Below are 26,555 nucleotides of genomic sequence, written 5' to 3' on the forward strand. Positions count from 1 at the left end.
TACACATTTTTTGATTCTTTTTGACAAAAACAAAGGACTCAAGACCTATAAAGGCTTGAGTCCTTCTATTTTAATGACACGTTCCTTTTGAAGATTTCACTTGTGACCCTGTTTCACCGCTAAGTAAATTGCCGTCTGTAGAAATAATGATTTCGTCTGTTACCTTTTTAGAAATCGTTGTCGCAACAAGTTGAAGAAGATCATTTACATCTCCTTGAGAATCTTTAAACTGCTGAATGATCGGCAAGTTATCAAGTTCTTCTTGAAGTGCGTCAATTTTAGCTTCTGTTTTGCGCAATGCTTCTGTTTTTCCGTAGTGTTGGAAATTGACAGCCTGCTTTTGAAGCTGCTTAATTTCGTTAATGGTAAGACGAACTTTCTCATTTTCATTGAGTTTCGCTTCCGCTCGCTTGAAAAAATCTACTTCTTCCGTTTCGGAAATCATTCCAGCAAGCTCGCGCGCACGCAAAAGAATGTCTTCTTTTGAATACTTTTTCATCTTATTTCACCTCAACAATCTCCTCTGCCATCACACCGTCAAGAGACCAAGTTTTCGCTTTTGTAATTTCTACTTTTACAATGCTGCCAATCGTTGACTTTGGTCCTTTAAAGTTAACAAGCTTACTTTTCTCTGTGTAACCAGCTAGAATTTCAGGATTATTTTTACTTTCCCCTTCTACTAATACTTCGACAACCTTGCCTTCATATTCCTTCATTTTCGCTGCAGAAGTTTCATTTACAAGCGCATTTAGACGTTGCAAACGCTCCTTTTTCACACGCATTGGTACGTTATCTTTCATTTTCGCTGCTGGCGTACCTTCACGTGGTGAGTAGATAAATGTATAAGCACTATCAAAGCCTACTTCACGATAGAGAGACATTGTTTCTTCAAACTGCTCGTCTGTTTCATTTGGGAAGCCAACGATAATGTCTGTTGTAAGCGATGCGTTTGGCATTGCTTCTTTAATTTTGCGAACAAGCTCCAAATAGCGCTCGCGGTCGTATTTACGTGCCATTAGTTTCAATACGGCACTGCTTCCAGACTGTACAGGAAGGTGAATATGATCTAGAAGGTTACCGCCTTTGGCAAGTACTTCAATTAAATAATCATCAAAGTCACGAGGATGACTTGTTGTAAAACGAATACGTGGAATATCAATTTTGCGAAGCTCATCCATTAAGTGTCCTAAGCCATATTCCATATCTTCAAAGTCTTTACCATACGCATTTACATTTTGGCCAAGAAGCGTAATTTCTTTATATCCTTGAGCTGCTAACTGACGTACTTCTGCAATAATTTCTTCTGGACGACGACTGCGCTCTTTTCCTCGTGTATATGGCACAATACAGTACGTACAGAACTTATCACAGCCGTACATGATGTTTACCCAACCTTTAATTTGGCCTTTACGTACGCGTGGAAGGTTTTCAATTACATCTCCTTCTTTTGACCATACTTCAACAACCATTGCTTTTGACATATATGCTTCTTTTAAAAGCTGTGGAAGGCGGTGAATGTTGTGTGTTCCGAAAATAAGGTCCATATGTGGGAACGTTTTTAGGATTTTATTTACAACAGATTCTTCTTGTGACATACAGCCACAAACTCCAAGAATAAGATCTGGATTTTGGCGCTTCAGATGCTTCAAATGACCGATTTCACCGAACACTTTGTTTTCTGCGTTTTCACGGATTGCACAGGTGTTCAGTAAAATAACGTCTGCATCTACTTGTTCTTCCGTCGGCTCATAACCTAAAGCCATGAAAATCCCAGCCATCACTTCTGTATCATGTTCGTTCATTTGACAGCCGTACGTGCGGATGTAAAATTTACGTCCCTCACCCATGCCTCTAAATTCTTCTTCAATTTTAAAGTCGTTCTCATATTTAATTTCTTCTTTTCCGCGTTTTTTTGCATCTTTTAAAGATGGCGGAGCATAAACAGATTCAAAGTATTTTGCAAAGTCTGCCGACGTTTTTTCCTTTACGGATTTTTTGTCCGCTGGCGTCGCTTGTTTTCCTTCAAGACGTTGTTGTTCGTTCATAAGTATTCTCCTTTCAAGATAAAGCACGCATCCCTTATAGACACGCGAAAAAGAGAGGCTTCCCTCTCTTTTAAGAAACATGAAAAAGTGGTTAAATTCCTAACATGCTATTAAAAAAGATACCATATTTCATAGGTGTTTACAAAATTTCTTTCTTAGAAAAGGCAATTTCCGTTCTCTTAATATGGAAGATGATCGAAGAAATTTTGATACAAAAAGCGATGAACATGTTCTTCTTTATAATAACGCAAAAGCGTGTTTGCGAGATGATCATACTTTCCTGCTCTGTCTAGGCCTTCTACCGTTTCATCAATACCGTCAAAGTCAGAACCAAATCCTACATTTCGTTCTCCTCCTAAACTGCACACATAATCAAGATGACGGAGCACATCGCTTACTGTTGCCCTTCCTCCTTGGCGCAAAAAATCGGGAACAAAAGTGATGCCAATCATGCTGTTTTTTGAAATAAGCGCTCTAATTTGACTATCATCTAAATTTCGCGGATGTCTACAAAGCGAATAAGCATTAGAATGAGAAGCAATTGGATATGAAGAAAGCTCCATCACGTCCCAAAATCCTTTTTTAGAAAGATGTGATACGTCTGTCCATACTTTATTTTTGTCAAGAAGATTCACAATACGGCAACCAAATGATGACAAACCTGCTCCACGCTCTTCTAGAACGCCGTCTGCAACGGCATTTGAATGGTTCCACGTTAAGCCAACAGAAGAAACACCGAGCCGCAACAAGGTTTTTAGATATGTTTCTTCTACTCCAATTGCATCACATCCTTCAAGCGTTAGCATTGCTCCTATTTCACTTTCTTTTAAAGCTTCAATATCCCTCTTGTTTCGCACATGCTTCATCTTCTCCTGAGCCAAAACTCGCTCATGAAAGATTTCAACCATCTTAAGGGCTACTGTGAAGCGAGCAGACGGCGCGACCCGTTCAGGAATGTAAATTGCAAAAAGTTGCACTTTTACTCCACCTTGCCACAGATCTTTTACGGTAACGTGCAGACTTTTTTCATCTTGGAAAAAAGAAATTTTTTCGTCGCTCCATAGTTTTAATAAAGCGTCGCAATGTGCGTCAAAAACGAGCATTTGATCACTTCCCTTTTCAACTAGAATAACCTGTTGAATATTCAACAGGTTATTTTATATTCCATTATCTATGTTATGGAATGAACGTTTATGAAAAAAATCCATTGTTTTAGCGAGGTTCCACAATAAGCTTAATGGCTGTCCGTTCTTCGCCATCGATTTGAATGTCAGTAAATGCCGGAATACAGATGAGATCAACGCCACTTGGTGCTACAAATCCTCTCGCAATCGCCACGGCTTTTACAGCTTGATTGAGCGCTCCTGCACCAATTGCTTGAATCTCGGCTCCGCCTCGTTCACGCAAAACGCCAGCAAGTGCTCCTGCCACTGAGTTTGGATTTGATTTTGCTGATACTTTTAAGATTTCCATCTTTGAATCCTCCTCATCTTTTACAGTGTATATTGAAGGTTTAGTAGAAAAACTTTAATTTCATTGATACTATATTCACGGTAGCGCATACATATTCCTGCCTATTTCTTTATTTTTTCTAAAAATTTCGAAAACAATTAATGTAAAAAAGTCACAGAAATTCTGCGACTCTTCTTTTATACGAAAAACGGATGATCGTCGTTAATTAAAATGCGCTCAATCTTTTTTGCTTTACCTGTTTTATCTTCAATATCAATTAGAACGGCACTAAGCTGTTTGCGCCCTTCCTCTACTTCAAAGCGAACTGGTAAAGCTGTTTGAAAACGACGTAGAACAGCTTCACGGCTCATTCCTAAAATTCCATCATATGGACCTGTCATTCCAACATCTGAAATATAAGCCGTTCCTTTTGGAAGAACACGGTTATCTGCTGTTTGAACGTGTGTATGTGTACCAACCACAGCTGAAACACGGCCATCTACGTACCAACCAAGCGCTTGCTTTTCACTTGTTGCTTCTCCATGAAAATCAACAAAAATAAGGGACGTACGCTTGCGAGCTTCTTCGATAAGTTCATCGATTTTTTTAAATGGACAATCAATTGGAGGCAAGAACGCGCGACCTTGCAAGTTAATAACCGCGACTTCTGTATTTCGATATGGATAGAAAACAAGCCCTTTTCCTGGCGTTCCTTCTGGAAAGTTTGCAGGACGAACAAGCTGTTTTGCATTGTCAATGAAATCAAAAATCTCGCGCTTATCCCATGCATGGTTTCCTAGTGTAACAACGTGTGCTCCACTATTTAGAAAGCCTCGGTAAATTTTCTCTGTAATTCCTTTACCATGTGCGGCATTTTCTCCGTTTACAATAATCATATTTGGAGAAAACTTTTGCTTTAAGCGCGGCAAATAGTCTTCTATCATTTCTCTTCCTGGAGAGCCTACAACATCTCCGACAAATAAAATCTTCATAATTAAATCCCTTCTACGTTCAAATTCTCATTTTAAGCTGATAGAAATAAGATAGTCTCGGAAACGATGTTTCCGAGACTATCTGGCGTTATTTATTTTGCATATTCAACGGCTCTTGTTTCACGAATAACCGTGACTTTAATGTGACCAGGGTAATCGAGCTCCTCTTCAATTCGCTTGCGAATATCTCGAGCTAAACGATGCGCCTGTAGGTCATCAATCGTATCTGGTTTCACCATGATTCGAACTTCACGACCTGCTTGAATTGCAAATGATTTTTCGACGCCTTCGTAACCTTCTGAAATCTCTTCAAGTCTTTCTAAGCGACGAATATAGTTTTCAAGCGTTTCACTTCTTGCTCCAGGGCGTGCAGCCGAAAGCGCATCAGCAGCTGCTACAAGCACAGCGATAATCGATGTTGGTTCAGCGTCACCGTGGTGAGAAGCGATGGCATTAATGACAACAGGGTGCTCTTTATATTTTGTTGCGAGCTCAACCCCAATCTCAACGTGACTTCCTTCCACTTCATGATCAATCGCTTTTCCAATATCATGAAGCAACCCTGCACGGCGTGCAAGAACGGCATCTTCCCCAAGCTCTGCTGCCATAAGGCCTGCTAGGAAAGCCACTTCCATTGAGTGTTTTAAGACGTTTTGACCATAGCTTGTACGGAACTTCAAGCGTCCTAAAATTTTAATTAAATCTGGATGGAGTCCGTGAACACCAACTTCGAATGTTGTTTGTTCTCCAACTTCTCGAATGTACTCATCAACCTCACGACGAGATTTTTCGACCATTTCCTCAATACGAGCTGGATGGATACGTCCATCTTGAACAAGTTTATCAAGTGCAATTCTTGCTGTTTCACGACGAATAGGATCAAAACCTGATAAAATGACTGCTTCTGGTGTATCATCAATAATAAGATCAATACCTGTTAATGTTTCTAGTGTTCGAATGTTTCGGCCTTCACGTCCGATAATTCGTCCTTTCATTTCGTCGTTTGGCAAGTTAACAACTGATACTGTTGTTTCAGCAACGTGGTCTGCTGCACATCTTTGGAGAGCAAGCGACAGGATTTCTTTTGCTTTCTTGTCCGCTTCTTCTTTTGCTCGATGTTCACTTTCTTTAATCATCACGGCCGCATCATGTGAGAGTTCATTCTCTACGCGGTCAAGAATAATTTGCTTCGCTTCTTCACGCGTTAAGCCTGAAATTCGTTCAAGCTCTGTTTGGTGAGCGGCTAGCATTTCTTCCGCTTTGCTTTCCATTTCTTCTATTTGTTGTTGTCTCTGTGTAAGAGAATGTTCTTTCCCTTCAAGTGCCGTTTCACGCTTGTCTAGCGTCTCGTCTTTTCGGTCAAGGTTCTCTTCTTTTTGCATTAAGCGATTATCTTGTTTTTGAAGCTCTGTTCGGCGAGTTCGAATTTCTTGCTCAGCTTCTGTACGAAGCTTGTGAATTTCGTCTTTCGCTTCTAGCAATGCTTCTTTTTTCAAGGATTCTGCTTCGCGTTTTCCTTCGTCCACAATCTGTTCCGCAGCACTTTTCGCGCCTGCGATCTTCGCCTCTGCAATAGATCTGCGAATAAAATACCCAACAACAATACCGACGATTAAGGTAAGCAAAGCGGAGATGATTGTAATAGTTTCCATCCTTTTCACCTCCTCTTGCTATAAGTAAATTGTCTTGTCGGCATGTACATTTTTCATGTTTCCATATACATACAAAGGCTTGTAAAAAAAAGCCGTCGCTATAAAAAAAGCGACCCGATTTTTGAGTCTTATATCAAAGCGAGCCGAACGGTAAGCAAAGCTTTTGACTCATGTTAACACATGCTCATTGAGTACGTGTCCGTTCTCCTATTCCATTGTAACATCAATTCGCTTTTTTACATAGCAACTGATTCATTACATTAATATAAGATATACATATTAATTGTAAAGGTGGCAAAATTTATTGTCAAGCCTTCCAATTTGTTCAAATTCTTTTCTTTGAAGGGATAAGAGTAATTTTCCACCTAGTTCCATTTTCTCCACTACTCTCTCTTTTTATGCTTAAAAGCTTTTCTACTCTATGTATATCAATATTTTATTATAAAAAAAAGGCTGAAAAAATCAGCCTTTTATTCTGGAACTTCTACTTTTTCTTGCTCTTCTGCCGGTTGTACCATCTCTTCATCTAAACCATGGTGAAGACGAATTTGGTTACGAATCTCAGCAGCAATCTCTTTATTTTCTTTTAAGAACTGTTTCGCATTCTCGCGACCTTGTCCAAGACGTTCTTCGTTGTAAGAGTACCAAGCACCGCTTTTTTGAACGATATCAAGTTCAGAACCGATATCTAAAAGTTCGCCTTCTCTTGACACACCTTCCCCATACATGATATCTACTTCAGCTGTACGGAATGGTGGTGCTACTTTATTTTTTACAACTTTAACTCTTGTTTTGTTTCCGACAACGTCGTTACCTTGTTTAAGCTGTTCTGCACGACGAATTTCAAGACGAACAGAAGAATAGAATTTAAGCGCGCGTCCACCAGGAGTTGTTTCTGGGTTACCGAACATTACGCCCACTTTTTCACGAATTTGGTTGATGAACAAAGCAATTGTGTTAGACTTGTTGATTGCACCTGAAAGCTTACGAAGAGCTTGTGACATTAGACGAGCTTGTAAACCAACGTGTGAGTCACCCATTTCCCCTTCAATCTCTGCTTTTGGTACAAGAGCTGCAACAGAGTCGACAACAACAATATCAACAGCACCGCTTCGTACAAGAGCTTCTGCGATTTCTAACGCTTGCTCACCTGTATCTGGCTGTGATAAAAGAAGTTCATCTACTTTTACACCTAAGTTTCTTGCATAAACTGGATCAAGAGCATGCTCTGCATCGATAAAAGCAGCTTGTCCACCTTCTGCTTGTACTTCTGCAATGGCATGTAGAGCAAACGTTGTTTTACCAGAGCTTTCTGGGCCGTATACTTCTACAATACGTCCACGTGGGTATCCACCTATTCCAAGTGCCACATCCAGCGCAAGTGAACCACTTGGAACGCTGGAAATCTTACGTTCAGTGTCTTCTCCTAATTTCATAATAGAACCTTTACCAAACTGTTTCTCAATTTGCTTTAAAGCCATATCTAATGCAGCTTGACGATCGCTCAATTGATTTCCTCCTTTAGCGCTTTGAAAGCACAATGTATTAAAACTATTGCTAGTATAATAGTCTGTTTTAAAAGCGAGTATCTCCTCTCCCACACGTTATTTTTCGGTGGGAGCTTCTATTACTACTATACATCTTTTTGAGTCATTTGCCAAGGAAAAAGTCGAACATTCATTCGATTTTTTCTCTGTAAAAAACAGCGAGCTTTTATAGCTCACTGTCTTCTTTTAATAAGTAATATGCTCCATAGTTGACGGTTCTTTTGCGAATCCCTTCTCTTGTTCCTTGAAGGTTCAGTTCGTGAACAACCGTTTCTTTCCCTTCGATGGCAAGTCCAACAAAAACATGTCCAACAGGATGCCCTTCAGCTGTGTTTGGACCCGCAACTCCTGTGAAACTAATTCCTACTGATGTATTAAACTTTTCTTTTATTTTCTCAGCCATTTGGCGCGCACATTGTTCACTAATTGCGCCATGTTTTTGAAGAACGTCAGTGTCCACTCCTAAAACATGTTCTTTAATATTATCATGATATGTGACAATGCTGCCTCTCATATGCTCACCAGAACCTGAGATACTTGTCATTCTTTCACTAAACAAGCCGCCTGTTAAGCTTTCAGCACTTGCTAATGTCCAGTTCTTTTCACTAAGCTTTTTGAGCGCTTCAGAAAACAATGTTGTTTGGTCATATCCATAGAAGTATTCGCCAACGCGCTCTTGAATTTTATCTTCAATTTCTTTTAGTAAAGCTAATGCCCCTTCTTCTGTCTCATGCTTAGCTGTTAAGCGAAGCGTAACTTCCCCATCTCCTGCAAGCGGTGCAATTGTTGGATTGCTTTGAGCTTCTAAAAGATCTTCAATTTCCGTCTCGAGCTGTGATTCACCAATCGCAAAAAAGCGCAGCACGCGAGAAATAATTTGATCTTTTACACCAAGGCGGTCTAAGATGTGAGGTTTTGCATAATTTTCAAACATTGGCTTCATTTCTTTTGGTGGTCCTGGGAGCATAATGTACGTTTTACCGTCAGCTTCAATGTACATTCCGGGCGCCATGCCGTGATCATTTAATAACACATCTGAGCCTTCTACAACAAGTGCCTGCTTTTCATTATTCGGTGTCATCACTCGCTTTGTTTTTACAAAATAGTCTTTGATAGAGGCAAGTGACTCCTCGTGTGATACAAGCGATCTTCCTAGTGATTTTGCAACGGTTTCTTTTGTTAAGTCGTCTTTTGTAGGCCCTAATCCGCCTGTGAAAATAAGAAGATCTGCGCGTTCCTTAGCTGCTTCAATCGCAGTTTCTAGACGTTTTGGATTATCTCCTACAACTGTGTGATAATATACATTCACACCTAGTGATGCAAGCTGTTTTGATAAAAATTGAGCGTTTGTGTTTGCGATTTGTCCAAGCAAAAGCTCAGACCCTACACCAATAATTTCTGCATTCATCAAAATCGTCTCCTTTAAATATATGTAAAAGGGATTTTAAACAAATTGTCTAAAATCCCTTTTCCTCTTATTTAGAGTTAATAAACACGTGCTTTCCTTTTACAAAGTAGTCCCATCCTGAAATAACGGTGAAAATAACCGCTATCCAAAGGGCAATCTCTCCAAACGGAATAGAAAGAAGAGAAAACGGTACATTGTGTAGAAGGAGCGCAGCAATTGCTACAATTTGAGCCCATGTTTTAATTTTGCCAAGCTGTCCAGCAGCAGATACTTCTCCTTCACCTGCTAGTAAAAGACGAAGACCTGTTACAGCAAATTCTCGGCTAATGATAACAATAACCATCCACGCCGGAGCAAGCTCAATATCTACAAGAACAATAAGAGCTGCTGAAACGAGGAGTTTATCTGCTAACGGATCTAGAAATTTCCCTAAGTTTGTGACCATGTTAAGCTTACGGGCATAGTAGCCGTCAATCCAATCCGTTGTTGAAGCAATGATAAAAATAATGGCTCCAACAAGATCTACAACAGGTAAGCTTGTCTCCCCAACATGTAGCGTGCCCCAATCAAAGCCCGCTAACATAATAATAAGAAAAATAGGGATTAAAAATATTCGTGCTACAGTAATCTTATTTGGTAAATTCACAGTTGATTCCTCCAGTTATTCGGTACATACCAAGCTCGTATAGAAACGATTATGATTCGCTATTCGCTTCAGATCCATCATATTGAATGAAAACGTTCTGCGTTACGTTTTGCTTCGGATCGCTTGGATATTGAACAACTTCACCATTTACTTTCACTTCAACACCAGGAGCAAAACCAACTCGGATTTTCACCTCTTGTTCATTCGTTAAATCAATGGTTTCTGTTTTGCCCTTTTGAAGCATACTGCTAAAGAAAGAGTTGCCTTTGCCATTTGTTACGCCTACCCATGAAGGAGTTGTAGCCGTAGCCGTTAATTCAAGCTTAAACTCGTCTGCTCCTTCAAGCTTGTATGTGCCTGCATTTGCTGCACCTTCTACAGCTGTAAGCTTGGATTTAGATTCATCTTTATCCGACTCTTTTTCCTCTTCTTTTTTAGCGTCTTCTTTCTTTTCTGCTTCCTTATTATCATCCGTTTTTGTTGATGTTTGCTCACTGTCATCGTTACTATCTTCTTTTTGTGCATCTAATGACTGCTCTGACTGTGATTCGACTTGCGAATCAGTGCTGTTTGCCTGCTCTTTATCGTCTTTGTTGATGTAAAGAGCAATCACCCATCCTAAGACAAGGACACCAACTACAACAGCCGCAATGATGGCTTTTGGCAAGGCATCAAGCACTTTTGAATTTTTAGGAGCTACTTCCTTTGTTCTTGTTTTTACACGAGAAAGCTCTTCTGGAGCGACTTGGTGCTGTGCGGACGGTATGTCAGCCTGATACTGTTCAAACGTCTGTTCAACGTTTAACCCAACAGCTTCACAATACTGCTTAATAAACGCGCGCACGTAAAATTTCCCCGGCATTAAATCATAATTTCCTTCTTCAATTCCTGCCAAGTAACGCTTTTGGATTTTTGTTTCCTTTTGTAAATCTTCAAGCGATAAGCCTTTTTCAATACGTGCTTCTTTTAACCTTTTTCCTAACTCTGTCAATGCTAACACCTACCAATTATGCTAAAAATCAAACATAGAAAAACCATTCCCATCAATGAGGGATGGACCTTCAACGGGTTCGTATGTAATTTCCTCTTCTGGAGAGTTGCGTAATTCAATAATATAGGAAAAATCATCGAGTGTATACTCACTATTTTGCACAAAAATATCTGGATGTTCGATAATTTTTGTCGCATCAAGTCTCATCACTTCTCGCACAAGCTGCCAATGTTTTTCACTTGCCCGTTTTGTTGAAACAATACCGTCTAGAATAAACAAGTTATTTGGACTATATTCATCTTCAATAAGCTGACTTCGAATCGTTTGTTTTAAAAGCGTTGAGGAAACAAAAAGCCATCTCTTGTTCGCACAAACACTTGCAGCTACAATAGATTCTGTTTTCCCTACCCTAGGCATGCCTCTAATCCCAATAAGCTTATGACCTTCTTTTTTAAAAAGCTCTGCCATAAAATCAACAAGCAAACCGAGCTCATCACGCACAAACCGAAACGTTTTCTTATCATCCGCATCGCGCTGAATATAGCGACCATGACGGACAGCAAGTCTATCGCGAAGTTTTGGCTCACGAAGCTTTGTTACCACTATATTATCCATCGTCTTTAAAATAGATTCAAGTCTTTTAATTTGGTCGTTAGAATCACAGCGAAGCAAAAGACCACGGCGCTGATCGTCTACTCCGTTTATCGTCACGATATTTATCGCTAACATCCCTAAAAGAGAGGAAATATCTCCGAGTAAACCAGGACGGTTCTTTTGGATCTGATATTCTAAATACCATTCAATCTTTTCCATTGTCCGTGCTCCTATCTCCATTAATTCTTTCCATTCCTGCCTGTTTCTTTTCTACGTTTATGTATTCTAATATAAATGATTTTGTGGAAATAATAAACCATGAGTATGAATTTATGAACAATATTTTCAAAAATACACAAAAAAAGAGAGGATTACTCCTCTCTTATTTTTGTGACCCGTTATTTTGCACAAGTTTTACCATCATGTTAGCAATTGCGTGTTGCTCATCTTTAGAAGCAACGCTCCAAAGATCTGCTAAAATCTTTTCTTGCTCTGTTTTTGCTTCTACTTGGTTTGCTAAGTAATCGCCAATTTTATAAGCAAATTCTGAGACAACTTCATTATCCATACCTTGGTTTTGAGCATGGTGAAGACGATCTCCTAAAAAGTTTTTCCACGTATCCCAGTTTTCTAAAACAGACATGAGGAACCCTCCTTGTTTGTAGTTTCGTTCCTTAGTTTGTCTGTTTTCTTGGCTTTTATGTATACCATCCACCATTTGCTGAAATAATTTGTCCTGTAATATAGGACGCTTTCTCTGATAATAAAAACTCAGCAACATTTGCCACTTCATCTGGACGGCCCATTCTGCCAAGAGGAATTTCTTCTTCCATCATTCTTTTTTCTTCTTCGTTAAAGTCAGCAACCATTGGTGTATCGATCACACCAGGAGCGATCGCATTAACGCGAATGCCGCTTAGTCCTACTTCTTTTGCCAGCGCCTTTACAAATGCATTTTGAGCTCCTTTTACAGTTGAATAAACGGTTTCACACGAAGCACCTGTTAATCCCCAAATCGATGAAACAAGCACAATGGATCCTTCACGCTTACGAACCATAGAAGGTAGAAGCTCTCGCACAAGACGAAGGGGAGATTGAACGTGAAGCATAAGCATATCGCTTAGTTCTTCATTACTAACATCTGTTAACAAACCATACTGACTTTTCCCGCAGTTGTAGACAAGCGCATCGACTGGAACAACAATTTGTTGTAAAATCTCTGTTACGCCATCTTCTTTACTTAAGTCTCCCCTTACAACGAACACTTCTGTTTTTTTTTCAAGCTCTAAAGCTAAAGCTCGTATACTTTCTTCATTCCGATGATAGTGAAGAACAAGCCGATAATGGTTAGCAAGTGTACGCGCTATTTCTTTTCCTATTCCTCCACTTGCTCCTGTGATAAGTACTGTTTTCACTTTTCTCCTCTTCCTTTCTGTTTGACCTATGAAAGCCCCCATTGAGTATCAATGGGGGCCGTTTTTATGACGGAACAACTTGACAAACGGTAAAGCACTTTTCATCAATTAAATCTTCCGCTACCTTTGTCATATCTTCTGTTGTTAATGCTTCAAGCGTCTCCACAACACGGAATAAATCCATATCATTAAAAGCATAGCGTGTGAACTGATTTGCAATAAATTCAGGTGAATTGAGTGCCTGAAGAAATCCACCAATCTTTTTCTTACAAATGCGCTCAAACTGTTTTTTCTCTATTTCTTCATCTTTAAAGGAAAGCAAAACACTTTGGATTTCTTCAGTCAAGCGATCAGGGTCTTCTGTATCTCCCCCAATAATCGCAAACCCAAATCCGCCCTCTTCTGTGTAGTCATATGAGAAAGTTTCATCGATAAGACCTTCATCATACATTTTCTCATAGTGTGAAGAGCTCTTTCCAAAAAGATAATCAAGAAGCACATTTACGCTTAGTTCATATTTTAAAAGCTCTTCTCCACTTCTATGCGGATTTTTCGCTTTAATTCCAACGAGACATTTAGAAGACTGAACAGACATTTTTAACACTTGTTTCTTCTCTGCTACCTCTTCTGGCTCATTGTCAAAATAACGTTTGATTTCATCTTGATCTTGATAATCTTTTTTAGCTTGATTTTCTCGAACAAACTCCATCACTTTTTCCGGATTTTGTGGACCTACAACAAAAAGAAGCATGTTGCTTGGGTGATAGAACGTATTGTAGCACGTATAAAGGTCATCCTTTGTTATATGGCTAATCGATTCAATTGTTCCTGCGATATCAATTTTAACAGGATGGTTATGATACATGTTTTGGATAACACCGAAATATGCACGCCAGTCTGGATTGTCGTCATACATTGTAATTTCTTGTCCAATGATTCCTTTTTCTTTCTCAACCGTTTTTTCCGTAAAGTATGGTTCTTGCACAAAATCAATTAATGTTTCAAAATTTTCTTCGAAATTATTTGTGCTTGAAAACAAATAAGCTGTTCTTGTGAATGATGTAAATGCATTCGCTGAAGCCCCCTGTTTACTAAAGTTTTGGAAAACATCGCCATCTTCTTTTTCAAAAAGTTTGTGCTCTAGAAAATGAGCAATTCCGTCCGGCACCGTAATTTTTTCGCTCTCTCCTAGCGGTACAAACGTATTGTCAATTGAGCCGTATTTTGTTGTAAACGTTGCAAATGTTTTATTGAACCCTTCTTTTGGAAGAACATACACATCTAATCCACTATCCATTTTTTCGTAGTAAAGTTTTTCATTTAAATTTTCGAATGTAATTTCCTTCATTTTATTCACCACCCTCTCCTTTTAAGAAATAAATTGTATCAAGCTGAACTTTCTGGGCAACAGCAACAACTTCCTCTTTAGTGACAGCTTCAATTCTTTTTAAATATTCATCAATACTAACCTTATTTTCCGTCAGCTCGTTATGATACATAACTTCAACAAGGCCTCTTGCTGTGTCAACTGTTTCTAAGAGTTGGTTGCGTATTACGGCTTTTGTTTGACTTAATGTGTTTTCATCAAAGTCGCCATTTTTCATTGCGTCACTTTGCTCTTTAATAATGGAAACCGCTTTGTCATAGTTTTTCATATCAATTCCTGACATGACCATTAAAAGTCCTTTATGACTCTCAACACGAGACGCTGCATAATAAGCAAGACTTTCTTTTTCCCTTACGTTTGCAAAAAGTTTGGAATGAGAAAAGCCACCGTAAATACCGTTGTATACTTGCAGCGCAAAATAGTCCTCGTCTCCATAAACGATATTTGTTCGATACCCCATGTTTAATTTCCCTTGTTTAACAGGCTGCTTCTCTTCTACAACATTTTCTTTCTCTACAGACATTTGAGCTGGAGGTGAGATTTTACGCGCGCCTCTTTTTTCAAACGAAAAAATATCTTTTGTATACTGAACAACTTCGTCTTCCTGAATATCTCCAATCACATAAAGATCAGCACTATTTTCAGTTAGCATTTTTTTATAGTAGTCGTAAAGACTTCGAGCCGTAATTCCCTCAATATCTTCAAGTCTGCCGTTTACATGAAGATGATATGGTTCATTTTTGCACATTTCTTCTACGAGGCGCAGATTAGCATAGCGCATTTTATCATCAAAAACAGCTTGAATACGCTGTTTTAAAGCACGTTTTTCTTTTGCTACGATATCCTCTTTAAATACTCCATTTTCTAAAAGAGGGGATGTAAGTACATCTCCTAGCAAACGCAGCGATTTTTCAAGCAATGGTGTTTGATCTCTTAAATATTTTTCATTTGCTACATCAACGCGAAACGTCATAACATGATGTTCACCTTTTTTCATCAAATCCACCTGTAAAGAAGCTCCGTACAAGTCTTCTAGATATCCTTGAAGCTCTTTTGAAGATGAAAGGCTAGCTGTTGCACTTTGAAGTACATATGGAAGCAATGCGCGATGTGTAACCGTTTCTTCTTCAAGGGGTGCGCTCAGCTTTAAAAGAATTGTATTTGTTTTATATTTTTCAGTTTTGATTGTATGTAACACTAAGCCGTCAAGCTCATGTTTGTTTTCTGATAAAATTTTCAAATCGTATCCTCCTTCAAAATAAGCAGTCTTTTTTGCTATAGTTCTATTGTGCATCTTGTTTGCCTTTTTTAATCTTCCTTTTAATATAGCGAAAAGAAGACCTCTTTTTCAAGAAAAAAAGCCCTTCCTACCCAAATGTAGGAAGAGCTTCTATTTATGTTATGCCTATACACGTTTTCGCAAAACATGAAAATCAAATTGATCTGCTTTAAAATAGTTGACAGAGTACAAAATCGGCTCGTCATTTTGATCATAATGCATTTGTTTCAAAACAAGCAGCGCCGTTTCTGGATCACACTGCAAAATAGGTGACACTTTGTCGTGATAGCCAAGCGGGACAATTTTAGTAACCGCATAGGAAATAAATTTCCCTGCTCTTTCATGAAGCGCATCTAGCAGCGATTCTCTATTATATACAAACGGCTCTTTAAAATGCTTTTGAAGCACTTTATCAATACAGTAAATAACAGGCTGTCCATCTGCTGTACGAACACGTTCAACTTGAAGAACTTCTTCATCTTCCTCACAGTTAAATCGCTTCATATCATTGTCTGTTAATGCTTGAGTTGTTGAGGAAATAAAAATCGTGCCTGGCGTCATGCCTCCTTGAAGAATCATGTCTGTTACGCTTGAAAGTTGCTCAATTCCAGCGCTAAAAGCTGGTTTTGTATTTACAAACGTTCCAACGCCGTGTCGTCTTGTAATTACGTTTTCTTCCTCTAAAATACGGAGTGCTTCACGAAGCGTTGCTCGGCTTACTCCGAGCTTTTTAGCCAAACTAAACTCTGAAGGAAGCTTTTCTCTCTCTCTATAGGTGCCATCTTCAATTTGGTTTTTTAACTGCTCAATCACTTGCAGATATAGATGCTGACCTTCCGTCTTTATCGACATACTGACGTTCCCCCACTATGTTTACTAAAGAGTGCATGAGTAATTTCCATAACTATAACATTTTTCGACAAAATTATGAATACTTTTTATCCTAATTCTTCTTATCCTAATTCTTCGTCTTGCTCTTTTGAAATCAGAACAGAGCGGGGTTTGCTTCCCTCATAAGGCCCTACAACGCCTCTCACTTCCATTTCATCAATAAGCCTTGCTGCCCTGTTATAGCCAATGCGGAAGCGCCGCTGAAGCATAGAAACGGAAGCCGTTTGCATTTGAGCTACAAGATCGACAGCTTCTGCATAGAGCTCATCTGATGCTTCTTCTTTTACTTCTGCTTCATCGCTTGGAATCATTTCTTCCTGATATTGTGCTTTTTGCTGTTCAATCACAAAGTTCACAACAGATTCAACTTCACTATCAGATAAAAAGGCGCCTTGAACACGTACAGGTTTGGAAGCCCCAACAGGCAAGAATAGCATGTCACCTCGTCCAAGCAATTTCTCCGCTCCGCCTCCATCTAAAATTGTACGTGAGTCTGTTTGAGAAGAAACGCTAAAAGCAATACGGGATGGGATATTCGCTTTAATAACTCCTGTAATAACGTCAACAGACGGACGCTGTGTTGCAATAATAAGATGAATACCAGCAGCACGCGCCATTTGAGCAAGACGTGTAATCGCATCTTCTACATCTGAAGAAGCGACCATCATTAAGTCGGCAAGCTCGTCTACAATAACAACGATATATGGAAGTGTTGGTTGTTTTCCATCTTCATTTTCATTATAACGAAGAATGTGCTCATTATATCCTTCAATATTACGTGTTCCTGTATGAGAGAAAAGCTCATATCTTCTTTCCATTTCACTTACGACCCGTTTCAAAGCTTGAGAAGCTTTCTTAGGATCTGTTACAACTGGGGCTAATAAGTGTGGAATGCCGTTATACACATTAAGCTCTACCATTTTTGGATCAATCATCATCATTTTTACTTCATGTGGTTTTGTACGCATAAGCAAGCTAATGATAATGCCGTTAATACACACACTTTTTCCGCTTCCTGTTGCACCTGCTACAAGTAAGTGAGGCATTTTATTCAGCTCTGCTAGCATCGCTTCACCTGAAATATCACGACCAAGTGCAATCAGCAGCTTAGCTTTTTCATTTTGGTCTGTTGCTTGCAGTACTTCACGAAGAGAAACCATTGAAATTTCATCGTTTGGTACCTCAATACCGACTGCTGATTTCCCTGGAATTGGAGCCTCAATTCGGATGTCTTTTGCTGCTAATGCAAGCGCTAAGTCATCACTTAAGTTCACAATTTTACTTACTTTCACCCCAACGTCTGGATATACTTCATACCGTGTTACCGCTGGTCCAAGGTGAACTTTTGCCACTTTTGCTTTTACTCCAAAGCTTTGGAAAGTTTCCTCAAGCTTACGCGCATTTTTGTAAATTCCTTTATGCTCTTTCTTCTGGCTGCTGTTTTTCGGCATTGTAAGTAAATTGATAGAAGGAAGCTTATAATCTTCATTTTCAACTTCTGTAAACGTCATTGGCACAGGAGATGAGTTTCCTTCTGATTTCTCTTCCTTTTCCTCCCGCTGCTGACCGACGGGCTGTGTTTGTTGTGTTGGTTGTGTTGGTTTTTCTTCTTGTTGTTCTGCTACAGACTGTGTCTGATGATCAAAGTGAGCGATAATTGGGGTTGTTTCTTCCTCAACAGCCGCTGCTTCATTACTTTCAGACTCATCTTCCTCTTCTTTTTCCTTTTTCTTTGCACGAGACGAGCGCGTTCCTTGTGAAGACGTTTTTTTCTTCTTTGGACGCTTCAACCAATCTTTGAAATCTTCCACCATTTCCTTGCATTCGCGTACAACAAATGTAAAAAGGGGATGAAAGATTTTAAACAATGTTTCCTGAAGCGACTTTCCTGTAATTAAAATAATACTTGCTAAAATCATAATAATCGCAAAAAGCTCTGTTCCTAAGTCATCGAACAGAAAATGCGTGATAGCAAACATAATGGCTCCAGCCATCCCGCCGCCAAGATCACTTGTTCCTTCATTCCCACTTGCTTCTAGCATAAAAAGCTGCCATGTATTCAATAAAACAGATGGATTTGCAAATCGTCCATCTCGCGTTAAATTTTCAAAAAGCGTAACATGACTGAATAAAAGAAGTGCCAACAACAGTAAATAAATGCCAAAAAGCTGGCGATTTATAAGGATTGGCCATCTTCTCTTCCAAATTAAATATCCAGCGACAATAATTAAGCCGAGAAGAAGAACCATATACCATTCTCCTGCTACAAAACGAACGAGTAAAACAAGAGAACGACCTACAATGCCAAGCTTCGCCATGGCAAGCAGAGCAAGCGCAATGAGCGCAATCCCAATAAGCTCACTTTTAATAACATGCTTCCAATCCGCTTTTTTGGTCTTTCCTCGCTTTTTTTGTTTAGCCATTTTGTCACTCCAATCTTGTCCCTCATTTTCTTCTATCTTTAAACACGCTTCTCGCTATTGATGAAAAAGGCCTTCATATGTATTGTCAGAACAACGTTGCACAAAAAAGCAGCCAATATGGCTGCTTTTCTATGGCTATGCTCCTCATTATACCATAATCATGTTTTAATAGCGGAACAATTTTATTGTAATGTGGGGATAATAGCTCCTGGAGTATAGCGTGAATCAAGGTAGTGGCTCGGGTCTGTACTTAGATTGCGAACAACCTCATAATCGCTGTTAGCATTTTTTGATACAACGAGCGGACATCCATTTACATTTACCATTTGTTGTGTTGTGAATGTGCTATTTTCTCCTCCAAAAACAAGTTCATTAGGAAGCATTGTATAATGAATCATTGTAGAAGCTGTTGATTCTCCTTTCCTCTTGCGTCAATAAGCTCATTTAACTTATTCATCGCATGTCCAACTCCGCCTACTTCGTCAATGAGACCGTATTCAACCGCGTCACGTCCCACGACGTTTGTTCCGATATCTCGGGTTAAGTTTCCTTTTGACATCATAAGCTCTTTAAATTTTTCTTCTGAGATGTTTGAATGTTTGGTTACAAATTGAACAACTCTGTCCTGCATCTTATCCAAATATTCAAATGTTTGAGGCACACCAATAACAAGTCCTGTTAACCTTACAGGATGAATTGTCATTGTAGCTGTTTCTGTGATGAATGAATAATCTGTTGCAACTGCAATTGGTACACCGATAGAATGCCCCCCACCAAGTACAATTGAAACGGCTGGTTTAGAAAGTGAAGCAAGCATTTCAGAAATAGCAAGACCTGCTTCAACATCCCCTCCTACCGTGTTTAAAATAATTAGAAGTCCTTCAATATTTGGGTTTTGCTCAATTGCTACAATTTGAGGAATAACGTGTTCATACTTTGTTGTTTTATTTTGGGGTGGAAGCTGCATATGCCCTTCAATTTGACCAACAATCGTCAAACAGTGAATTTTTGAATCAGGAGCTTGTGGTATATTTGTTTGGCCAAGCTGCTGAATTTTCTCCAATAACTCACTTTTTTGTTCTTGTCCTCCCTGTTCATTCTCTCTTGCAGGCTGTTGATTTTGATCGGTCATAATGAAACTCCTTTCACACTCAGTAATACTGTTATTATGAACGTTTCCTCTAAAATCATGCTTCTTCATCTCAAAAAATGACCAAACAAAAAGCTCTACGCCTTATAGACGTAGAGCTTTTTACTATTCAATGCTTTCTAATGTTTTTGTTAAAAACACGCGCTCTTGCTCTGTTAGAGGAACAAGTGGTAAGCGTACGCCCCCTACATCAAGTCCTTTAACTTGAAGAGCTGTTTTCACTGCCGTTGGGTTTGGAGCCATGAAAAGGGCTTTCATAACAGGCAGCAGACGCTGATGAAGAAGAGCCGCTTTTTGCGGATGTCCTTCTTGAAGCGACGTGATCATTTCTTGCATTTCACTGCCGATAATATGAGAAGCAACGGAAACAACTCCATCTCCACCAATAGAAACCGTTGGTAAAGTTAAACCGTCATCTCCCGTGTAAAGTTTGAAATCGTCCGGCGTGTTAGCAATGATTGCTGTCATTGCATCAAGATCACCGCTTGCTTCTTTAACAGCTACAATGTTTGGAAGCTGCGCAAGCTTCACAATAAGTGGAACGCTCATATTAATAACAGAGCGACCTGGGATATTATAAAGCATAACCGGAAGTTTTGTATTTTCAGCAATTGTTTTAAAATGCTGATACATCCCTTCTTCGTTTGGCTTATTATAGTAAGGCGCAACAAGCATAATTCCATCTACGCCTTCTTCTTCTGCTTTTTCTGTTAGTTCTAATGAACCGTGTGTACTGTTACTTCCTGTTCCCGCAATAACTGGAACTCGCTTGTCTACTACTTTTACAACGTGACGGAACAATGCAATTTTCTCTTCTTTTGAAAGAGTTGGTGATTCTCCTGTTGTTCCTGCTACAACAAGTGCATCAGATCCATTCTCAATAAGGTGATTCACAAGCTGTGTTGTTTTTTGAAAATCAACGTTTCCTTTGTTGTCAAACGGGGTTACCATGGCCGTAACCACTTTCCCAAATTCAATCATGGTTTCACTCCTTGACTTCTTCCCTGTGGATTTGATTTAGAAAGCTCGAACGCCTCATGAAGCGCATTTACAGCTTCTTTTAAATCATCTTGCTTGACTAACACCCAAATGGTTGTATGGCTGTCAGCAGATTGTAAAATTTGAATTCCTTTATCTGATAGAGCACCGACAATTTTAGCTGTTACACCTGGTACGCCTGCGATTCCTGCACCAACCGTTGAGACTTTTGCACAGTTTTTCGTAATCGAAGGATCATATCCAAGCGCTTGTAGAACAGAAACAGCTTTGGCTGTCATCTCGTCTGGCACTGTATAAGCAACACCGCGTGGCGAAATGTTAATAAAATCGACGCTGATGCTCTCCTGTGCCATTGCACGAAACACTTCAGATTGAAGATTGTAATTGCCCTCTTTGCTTAGCACTTTAATTTGGGTAACATCAGACACGTGAGCAATTCCTGTGACAAGGCGTTCTTTGACATCGCTGCCTTTCTGGTGTGCCTCACCGTGTGACGTAACGAGCGTTCCTTCTGAATCTAAATATGTCGAACGAACGCGCATTGGGACTTTTGCCTGCATCGCAATTTCAACTGCTCTTGGATGAATCACTTTTGCTCCCTGATATGCCATATTACAAATTTCGTTATACGTCACAATAGAAAGAGGACGAGCATTTTCGACAATGCGTGGATCTGCCGTCATTACGCCTTCCACATCTGTAAAAATATCGACGAATTCTGCATCGATGGCAGCACCAAGGGCAGACGCAGACGTATCACTACCTCCACGCCCAAGCGTTGTTGTATCGCCTTTTTCATCAGCACCTTGGAAGCCTGTCACAACGACAACATCATGGTCTTGAAGCTCTTCTTTTAAGCGATCGCACTTCATTTCGATAATTTTTGCATTCGTAAAATCACTATTTGTTAAAAAGCCTGCCTGTGCTCCTGTTAGAGACGTAGCTTTAATGCCTTTTTCATTTAACATATTTGAAAATACGATGGAGGAAATGACCTCTCCACAAGACATAAGCAAGTCAACTTCACGCTTACTTACATGTCTATTGTTGTCGATTAGCGAAAGAAGAGTGTCTGTTGCATATGGTTCACCTTTGCGCCCCATTGCGGACACAACGACAACTACTTTATATCCGTCTTCTAATGCAGACTGAATATGATAGCTTGCTCGCTCTCTTCCGTTAGCATCGCGAACAGAAGTCCCCCCAAATTTTTGGACAATAATTTTCATTCTTACACCTCATAACGTTGACAATCCTGTTGTTATTTAACAAGGTTCAATTTTATCAAAGATTCAGCGATTTGGACAGAATTCCATGCCGCTCCTTTTAACAAGTTATCAGAAACAACCCAAAGATGGAAGCCACGAGCTTCATCCAAATCTTGGCGAATACGTCCAACGAAGACGTCATTTTTGCCAACGCAATCAGCAGGCATTGGGTATACTTGATTTGCAGGATCATCTTGAAGCGTAACGCCTGGTGCATCCTGTAAAAGAGCTTTTAAGTCTGAGACTGTTACATCGCTATTGTCAATTTCAATATATACAGATTCAGCATGACCTGTTGCAACTGGCAGACGCACGCAAGTAGCTGCTACAGATAGATCTTTCATATGCATAATTTTCTTCGTTTCGTTGATCATTTTCATTTCCTCAAACGTAAAGCCGTTGTCTTGGAATTTATCAATTTGTGGCACTGCATTAAAAGCAATTTGGTAATGTTTTTTATCGCTTTTTACCGGTAATACAGATGGTGTAAACTCTTTTCCTTCTAAAATAGCCTTTGTTTGCTCATGAAGTTCATCAACAGCAGCAACTCCAGCACCTGAAACAGCTTGGTATGTTGAAACAATGACTTTGTTTAAACCGTATTTTTCACGAATTGGTTCTAGTGCAACAAGCATTTGAATTGTTGAACAGTTCGGATTTGCAATAATTCCGTTATGTTCTTTTAAGTCTTGCTCATTCACTTCAGGCACAACTAAAGGCACGTTTTCGTCCATGCGAAACGCACTTGTATTATCAACAACAATTGCTCCATGTTTTACAGCATGAGGCGCTAGCTCTTGTGAGACGCTTCCACCTGCGCTAAATAGTGCAATATCAATTCCTTTGAAGCTATCTGGTGTTGCTTCTTGAACTGTTAGCTCTTCACCTTTGAACGTTACTTTTTTTCCAGCAGATCGTGCTGAAGAAAGAAGCGTTAATGTCTCAATTGGAAAATTGCGCTCCTCTAATGTTTTGATCATTTGCTGTCCAACAGCTCCTGTTGCTCCTACAACTGCTACTTGTAAATTTCTTGCCATGATAATCTCCCTCCAACCATTCTTCTACTGCTATTTCTGTTTATTAGAAAATACTGATGGTTTAACTATTTTATTGTACTATCTTACCATACTATGCTATGAAAGGATAAAGGAATTTTTCTCATAATTTCAAAAACAAGCAATAGGGCCCCTATACTTTTATTTCGTATAGGCACCCGATGAGATTTACTCGTCTCTGAATCTTTCAACAATAACAGGTTGAAGCTGACGTCCTTCAATCGCTAGCATAACTGTTTCTGTAAGAAGACTCATACGTGCTACCATTGAGTTTGGTTTCTTTTCAGGATCATCTTGCCCAAAGGGAATAAAATAAAGATTACGGCTCGCCATAAGCCTCATTAAGTTGACCCCATTTAATCCAAGAGCATCATTTGTAGAAATCCCAAGCACAACAGGCCCGTTGTTTCTCATCGTTGCTTTTGCAGCCATTAGAACAGGCGAATCTGTCATTGCATTTGCAAGCTTGCTCATTGTGTTGCCTGTAATTGGAGCTACTACCATACAATCAAGCGGAATTTTTGGCCCTAACGGCTCTGCTCCAACAATTGAGTTGATTGCTTTATTCCCTGTGATCTCTTCGATGCGCTTCACCCAATCTTCGCCTTTTCCAAAGCGAGTTGTTGTATGTTCCACAGTATGAGAAACAACAGGGAGAACTTCAGCTCCTAGTTCTACAAGCTTCTCAATTTGGGGCATAACCGCTTCGTACGTGCAGTGTGATCCTGTTAAACCAAATCCAATTTTCTTTCCTTTTAATGTCATGATGTGCTCTCTCCTCTCTTTTGTGCATCTTCCATTAGAAGCTGTGAAAGAACATTAGCAACAATCTTACCGGCGGTTTTTGGAGCAACTATCCCCGGAAGTCCTGGAGTGAGCATCGCTTTGATGCCGCGCTTCTCTGCATAGCGAAAATCAGTTCCACCTGGTTTGGAAGCCAAGTCAATAATAAGGCTATGTGAAGGCATTTTTGAAATTGCTCCCGCTGTTAAAACAGGATATGGAATTGTGTTGATGCAAATATCCACATTGCTCATCTCAGTTTCAAGATTTGAAAGGTGAAAAGGAGTAAGTCCCATTTCAGATACGCGTGCTAAATGCTCAGAGCGCCTTGCCCCAACTTTTACTTTTGCTCCTAAAACACCAAAAGATCTCGCAACACTCATCCCTACACGCCCAAGTCCCAAAACAGCAACATTGGAATTATGAATGGTGAAATCCGTATGTTGGATAACAAGCATAATAGCTCCTTCAACAGTAGGAATAGAATTATAAATCGCAATATCATCACGTTCAAAAAGCTGAACAAGCTCTCTGCCTGCACTTTTTGTAATCGCGTTCAAATAATCATTACTAATTCCTGAATAGAGCTTACAGTGTTCTTTTGTTTCTTTTAAAATATCTTCTGTTAAAATAACTTTCTCATTTGAGAAAATTGTTTCAACTTGCCCTTCTAGATTTGTGCCTGGAACAGGTAAAACAATTGCATCAACGTCTTCAAACGCTACTTCATGAAGCTGATATTTCGTTGCACCTGTAAAGCCGTGGTCAAGCTGATCAAAACCAACGAGCGATACTTTTGCATCAAACTCAATTAGCTTACGGATGACCTCAAGCTGCCTTGCATCACCGCCAATGACCGCTACATGTACATCTGTTAACATCCCTCATCCACCTTCTTTAAACAATAGTCCCCGCTCACTAGAGCAGCTTCCTCTTATCTCTTAAACAGTTTATGTTAGATGCATGAAAGAGGTGAATCATAAAAAAAAGCATCCTACTTTTCCGTAGGATGCTTTTGCCCATGAATTGTATCAATATCAACCATAATCATATCTGTACCGATTTTTTCGATGTGACTCCATGGCACGCGAGTTTCGTAATTTTGTCTTTTTAAACTAAACCACTTTCCGGTTGAAATGAGTAAGGCTTTAATTTCGCCTGTTTCTTCGTCAATCTCTAGATCGGTTTGTCCAAGCAGACCAAGGCGCTCCGCTTTTTTCATATCAACAATTTCTTTTCCACTCAGTTCACTTAATCTCACATGCATTCTCCTCTTTTCTCTTCTTTATTCTATATATAAGAAGAGACAACGCGAAACATGCTTATTAATTTACTGAAGTGCTTTTGGAAGCTCACCTTTTGGTCCAATTAAAGAAAGAGATGTTGTGCCGCCAAAGATATCCCCAGCAAGCTGAAGGACTTTTTTATGATTCACTTCATCTACCGCCTGAATAATATCGTCTAATGAGCGATGTTTGCGGAGCATAAGCTCGTTCTTACCATTACGACTCATACGGCTGTTTGTACTTTCTAAGCTTAGCATTAGGTTTCCTTTTAATTGCTCTTTGCTGTTTTCTAGCTCTTTATCTGTGATGCCGTTTTCTTTTATATCATTTAACGTATCTTGAATTGTTTCATAAAGAACATCAAGCTGATGACCGCCTGTACCGCCATAGATTGTTAAAAGGCCGCTATCACGGAATGAAGAATGATAAGAGAAAATAGAATACGCAAGACCGCGCTTTTCCCGAACTTCCTGGAATAAACGACTGCTCATACTACCGCCTAGTACATTGTTTAAGACAATTAAATTGTATGTATCACGATGTCCAATCGGCAATCCGTTGTATCCTAGGCAAAGGTGAACTTGCTCTGTGTCTTTTTGACGAAGGATACGCTCCCCATGAAATTCTGGTGCTTTGTAAGAAATTTCATCTTTTCCACCTTCGAACGTCCCAAAGTATTCTTCAATTTTCTTAATGAAGCTCTCATCAACATTTCCTGCAACAGAGACAACCACATTTTCAGGAATATACGTTTCTTTCATATAGTTACGAAGCGTATCTCCTGTAAACGTGTTCAACATCTCTTCTTCTCCAAGAATCGGATAACCGAGCGCATGATTTCCGTAAGATGCTTTGCCTAATAAATCATGAACAATGTCATCAGGTGTATCTTCATACATCTTAATTTCTTCAAGCACAACATTTTTCTCGCGCTTTAGTTCTTCTTCATCAAACACAGAATTAAAGAACATATCTGCTAAAACATCAAGAGCTTTATCTGCATGATCATCAAGAACTTTTGCATAAAAGCACGTATACTCTTTTGACGTGAATGCGTTCACTTGCCCGCCAATACGATCAAAGCTTTCCGCGATTTCACGCGCGCTTCTCGTTTTTGTTCCTTTAAAAAACATGTGTTCTAAAAAGTGAGAAACGCCATTAAGCTCCTTCGTTTCATTACGTGATCCCGTTCCAATCCAAATACCAAGCGCAACGGAACGCACCGTTGGAATATTTTCTAATACAATTCTTAGTCCATTTTTACACGTATGTTTAACAACCAAAACATGACC

General features: G+C 39.5%; 26 protein-coding genes. All 26 read right to left on the bottom strand.

The genetic code is table 11. The features are described 5' to 3' along the window. Positions 1–70 precede the first annotated feature (70 nt). A complete protein-coding gene (locus tag ACK3CR_RS20055; protein WP_040056629.1) occupies positions 71–499 on the bottom strand; it encodes a YlbF/YmcA family competence regulator in 429 nt (142 codons plus the stop codon). Position 500: 1 nt separating this feature from the next. After that, on the bottom strand, positions 501–2,045 hold the full coding sequence (gene miaB, locus ACK3CR_RS20060; RefSeq protein WP_488976048.1) for a tRNA (N6-isopentenyl adenosine(37)-C2)-methylthiotransferase MiaB: 1,545 nt from the start codon (positions 2,043–2,045) through the stop codon (positions 501–503). 179 nt (positions 2,046–2,224) lie between these two features. Beyond that, complete coding sequence (locus ACK3CR_RS20065; RefSeq protein ID WP_488976049.1) at positions 2,225–3,148, bottom strand: dipeptidase; 924 nt, start codon at positions 3,146–3,148, stop codon at positions 2,225–2,227. Positions 3,149–3,257: 109 nt separating this feature from the next. Further along, the gene (spoVS, locus tag ACK3CR_RS20070) at positions 3,258–3,518 is read right to left on the bottom strand and encodes a stage V sporulation protein SpoVS (protein ID WP_019391885.1); all 261 of its coding nucleotides are present in this window, start codon (positions 3,516–3,518) and stop codon (positions 3,258–3,260) included. Positions 3,519–3,694: 176 nt separating this feature from the next. Beyond that, positions 3,695–4,489, bottom strand: a complete 795-nt coding sequence (locus tag ACK3CR_RS20075) for a TIGR00282 family metallophosphoesterase (protein ID WP_019391884.1) — start codon at positions 4,487–4,489, stop codon at positions 3,695–3,697. Between the two features lie 92 nt (positions 4,490–4,581). Beyond that, entirely contained in the window at positions 4,582–6,141 is a 1,560-nt protein-coding gene (gene rny, locus ACK3CR_RS20080) for a ribonuclease Y (protein ID WP_061801667.1), read from the bottom strand. Between the two features lie 470 nt (positions 6,142–6,611). After that, positions 6,612–7,649 (bottom strand): recombinase RecA, encoded by a 1,038-nt coding sequence (recA, locus tag ACK3CR_RS20085; protein WP_276517232.1) that lies wholly within the window; start codon positions 7,647–7,649, stop codon positions 6,612–6,614. A 205-nt stretch (positions 7,650–7,854) separates the two neighbouring features. Beyond that, a complete protein-coding gene (locus ACK3CR_RS20090) occupies positions 7,855–9,096 on the bottom strand; it encodes a competence/damage-inducible protein A (RefSeq protein WP_488976050.1) in 1,242 nt (413 codons plus the stop codon). Positions 9,097–9,163: 67 nt separating this feature from the next. Beyond that, the gene (gene pgsA / locus ACK3CR_RS20095) at positions 9,164–9,742 is read right to left on the bottom strand and encodes a CDP-diacylglycerol--glycerol-3-phosphate 3-phosphatidyltransferase (protein ID WP_019391880.1); all 579 of its coding nucleotides are present in this window, start codon (positions 9,740–9,742) and stop codon (positions 9,164–9,166) included. Between the two features lie 49 nt (positions 9,743–9,791). Next, positions 9,792–10,742 (bottom strand): helix-turn-helix domain-containing protein, encoded by a 951-nt coding sequence (locus tag ACK3CR_RS20100; protein WP_488976051.1) that lies wholly within the window; start codon positions 10,740–10,742, stop codon positions 9,792–9,794. 12 nt (positions 10,743–10,754) lie between these two features. Beyond that, entirely contained in the window at positions 10,755–11,546 is a 792-nt protein-coding gene (locus ACK3CR_RS20105) for a YmfK family protein (RefSeq protein WP_019391878.1), read from the bottom strand. Positions 11,547–11,709: 163 nt separating this feature from the next. Next, positions 11,710–11,970, bottom strand: a complete 261-nt coding sequence (locus tag ACK3CR_RS20110) for a DUF3243 domain-containing protein (RefSeq protein ID WP_243518301.1) — start codon at positions 11,968–11,970, stop codon at positions 11,710–11,712. 55 nt (positions 11,971–12,025) lie between these two features. Then, positions 12,026–12,742 (bottom strand): elongation factor P 5-aminopentanone reductase, encoded by a 717-nt coding sequence (gene ymfI / locus ACK3CR_RS20115; RefSeq protein WP_276517231.1) that lies wholly within the window; start codon positions 12,740–12,742, stop codon positions 12,026–12,028. A gap of 64 nt (positions 12,743–12,806) precedes the next feature. Next, entirely contained in the window at positions 12,807–14,090 is a 1,284-nt protein-coding gene (gene yfmH / locus ACK3CR_RS20120) for an EF-P 5-aminopentanol modification-associated protein YfmH (protein WP_328122239.1), read from the bottom strand. A gap of 1 nt (position 14,091) precedes the next feature. After that, on the bottom strand, positions 14,092–15,363 hold the full coding sequence (yfmF, locus tag ACK3CR_RS20125; protein WP_410914222.1) for an EF-P 5-aminopentanol modification-associated protein YfmF: 1,272 nt from the start codon (positions 15,361–15,363) through the stop codon (positions 14,092–14,094). Positions 15,364–15,534: 171 nt separating this feature from the next. Further along, entirely contained in the window at positions 15,535–16,260 is a 726-nt protein-coding gene (locus tag ACK3CR_RS20130) for a GntR family transcriptional regulator (RefSeq protein WP_061801674.1), read from the bottom strand. Positions 16,261–16,361: 101 nt separating this feature from the next. Continuing rightward, complete coding sequence (locus ACK3CR_RS20135; protein WP_488976052.1) at positions 16,362–18,722, bottom strand: DNA translocase FtsK; 2,361 nt, start codon at positions 18,720–18,722, stop codon at positions 16,362–16,364. A gap of 182 nt (positions 18,723–18,904) precedes the next feature. Next, a complete protein-coding gene (locus tag ACK3CR_RS20140) occupies positions 18,905–19,120 on the bottom strand; it encodes a YlzJ-like family protein (RefSeq protein ID WP_328122241.1) in 216 nt (71 codons plus the stop codon). Further along, positions 19,117–19,854, bottom strand: a complete 738-nt coding sequence (locus ACK3CR_RS20145; protein WP_243518284.1) for a ClpP family protease — start codon at positions 19,852–19,854, stop codon at positions 19,117–19,119. Before ACK3CR_RS20145 ends, ACK3CR_RS20140 begins: the two co-directional genes overlap by 4 nt. Before the next feature lie 123 nt (positions 19,855–19,977). Further along, on the bottom strand, positions 19,978–20,853 hold the full coding sequence (dapA, locus tag ACK3CR_RS20150; RefSeq protein ID WP_243518282.1) for a 4-hydroxy-tetrahydrodipicolinate synthase: 876 nt from the start codon (positions 20,851–20,853) through the stop codon (positions 19,978–19,980). Continuing rightward, positions 20,850–22,100 carry an aspartate kinase gene (dapG, locus tag ACK3CR_RS20155; RefSeq protein ID WP_328122242.1) on the bottom strand — a complete coding sequence of 417 codons (1,251 nt, stop codon included), beginning with the start codon at positions 22,098–22,100 and terminating at the stop codon, positions 20,850–20,852. Before dapG ends, dapA begins: the two co-directional genes overlap by 4 nt. 32 nt (positions 22,101–22,132) lie before the next feature. Continuing rightward, positions 22,133–23,176, bottom strand: coding sequence for an aspartate-semialdehyde dehydrogenase (gene asd / locus ACK3CR_RS20160; protein WP_243518280.1), 1,044 nt, complete (start codon positions 23,174–23,176; stop codon positions 22,133–22,135). Between the two features lie 186 nt (positions 23,177–23,362). Further along, entirely contained in the window at positions 23,363–23,959 is a 597-nt protein-coding gene (locus ACK3CR_RS20165) for a dipicolinate synthase subunit B (RefSeq protein ID WP_019391866.1), read from the bottom strand. Continuing rightward, positions 23,956–24,858 (bottom strand): dipicolinic acid synthetase subunit A, encoded by a 903-nt coding sequence (dpaA, locus tag ACK3CR_RS20170; RefSeq protein WP_019391865.1) that lies wholly within the window; start codon positions 24,856–24,858, stop codon positions 23,956–23,958. The genes ACK3CR_RS20165 and dpaA overlap by 4 nt, the downstream gene beginning before the upstream one ends. 113 nt (positions 24,859–24,971) lie before the next feature. Further along, positions 24,972–25,238, bottom strand: coding sequence for a YlmC/YmxH family sporulation protein (locus ACK3CR_RS20175; RefSeq protein WP_019391864.1), 267 nt, complete (start codon positions 25,236–25,238; stop codon positions 24,972–24,974). A gap of 69 nt (positions 25,239–25,307) precedes the next feature. Beyond that, positions 25,308–26,546, bottom strand: coding sequence for a M16 family metallopeptidase (locus ACK3CR_RS20180; RefSeq protein WP_040056637.1), 1,239 nt, complete (start codon positions 26,544–26,546; stop codon positions 25,308–25,310). Positions 26,547–26,555: the final 9 nt, after the last annotated feature.

Source organism: Priestia sp. TRM10, assembly GCF_057808375.1.